The sequence below is a fragment of the Mycobacterium sp. IS-2888 genome (genome assembly GCF_001954215.1).
Taxonomy (GTDB): Bacteria; Actinomycetota; Actinomycetes; order Mycobacteriales; family Mycobacteriaceae; genus Mycobacterium.
The window spans coordinates 1-1,013 of the sequence record NZ_MBET01000110.1 but is presented as its reverse complement, the minus strand read 5'-3'; the positions used below and the strand labels follow the sequence as shown (position 1 = coordinate 1,013).

The window sequence follows — 1,013 nt, the reverse complement described above, 5'->3', positions numbered from 1 at the left end:
TTGCTCGGGTGGCTGGTGAGCATAATGCGACGAGTTTCATGGTGGTGCAGGCCGGGTTGGCGGTGTTGTTGTCGAAGATCGGCGCCAGTTCTGATGTGGCCGTGGGCTTCGCGGTGGCCGGTCGGGGTGATCCGGCGCTCGATGAGTTGGTGGGCTTTTTTGTCAACACCTTGGTGCTGCGGGTGGATGTGGGCGGTGATCCCACCTTCGCTGAACTGTTGGCGCAGGTTCGGGCACGCAGTTTGGAGGCGTTCGAACATCAGCACGTGCCGTTTGAGGTGTTGGTGGAGCGGCTCAATCCGGCTCGGTCGCTGCGCCATCACCCGCTGATTCAGGTGATGTTGGCCTGGCAGAACTTCGCCGGTCATGAGGATCCGGCGGCGGGTTTGGTGCTAGACGGTGTTGAGGTCAGCCCGATTCCGTTGGATACCCATAGCGCGCGTATGGATCTGGCGTTTTCGTTGGGGGAGCGTTTCACCGAGGCTGGTGAGCCCGCCGGAATCGGTGGGGCGGTGGAATTTCGCACCGACGTATTCGACCCGGAAAGCATCCAGGTGCTCATCGAGCGGTTGGAGCGGGTGTTGATGGCGATGACCGCCGATGCGGGGCGGCGCGTGTCGTCGGTGGATGTGCTCGACCAGTCCGAACATGCCCGCTTCGATGAGATCGGTCACCGGGCGGTGCTCAGCGCGGATGCCACAGCGCCGGTGTCGGTTCCGGAGTTGTTCGCCGCGCAGGTGGCCGCCACTCCGGAGGCGGTGGCGCTCAGTTGTGGTGAGCAGTCCTGGACTTACCGCCAACTCGATGAGGCGGCTAATCGGTTGGCGCATTTGTTGGTTGGCCGGGGCGTGGGTGCTGGGTGTGTGGTGGGGGTGTTGCTGGCGCGCTCTCCACACGCGATCGCCGCGATCACCGCGGTGCTCAAAACCGGGGCGGCGTATCTGCCCATCGACCCTGAACATCCGCGGGAGCGTATCGAGTTCATGCTCACCGATGCCGCGCCGGTGGCGGTG

General features: G+C 64.1%; 1 protein-coding gene. It reads left to right on the top strand.

The features are described 5' to 3' along the window. A partial coding sequence (locus A5745_RS22615) for a condensation domain-containing protein (protein WP_139329752.1) occupies positions 1-1,013 on the top strand: 1,013 nt, incomplete at both ends.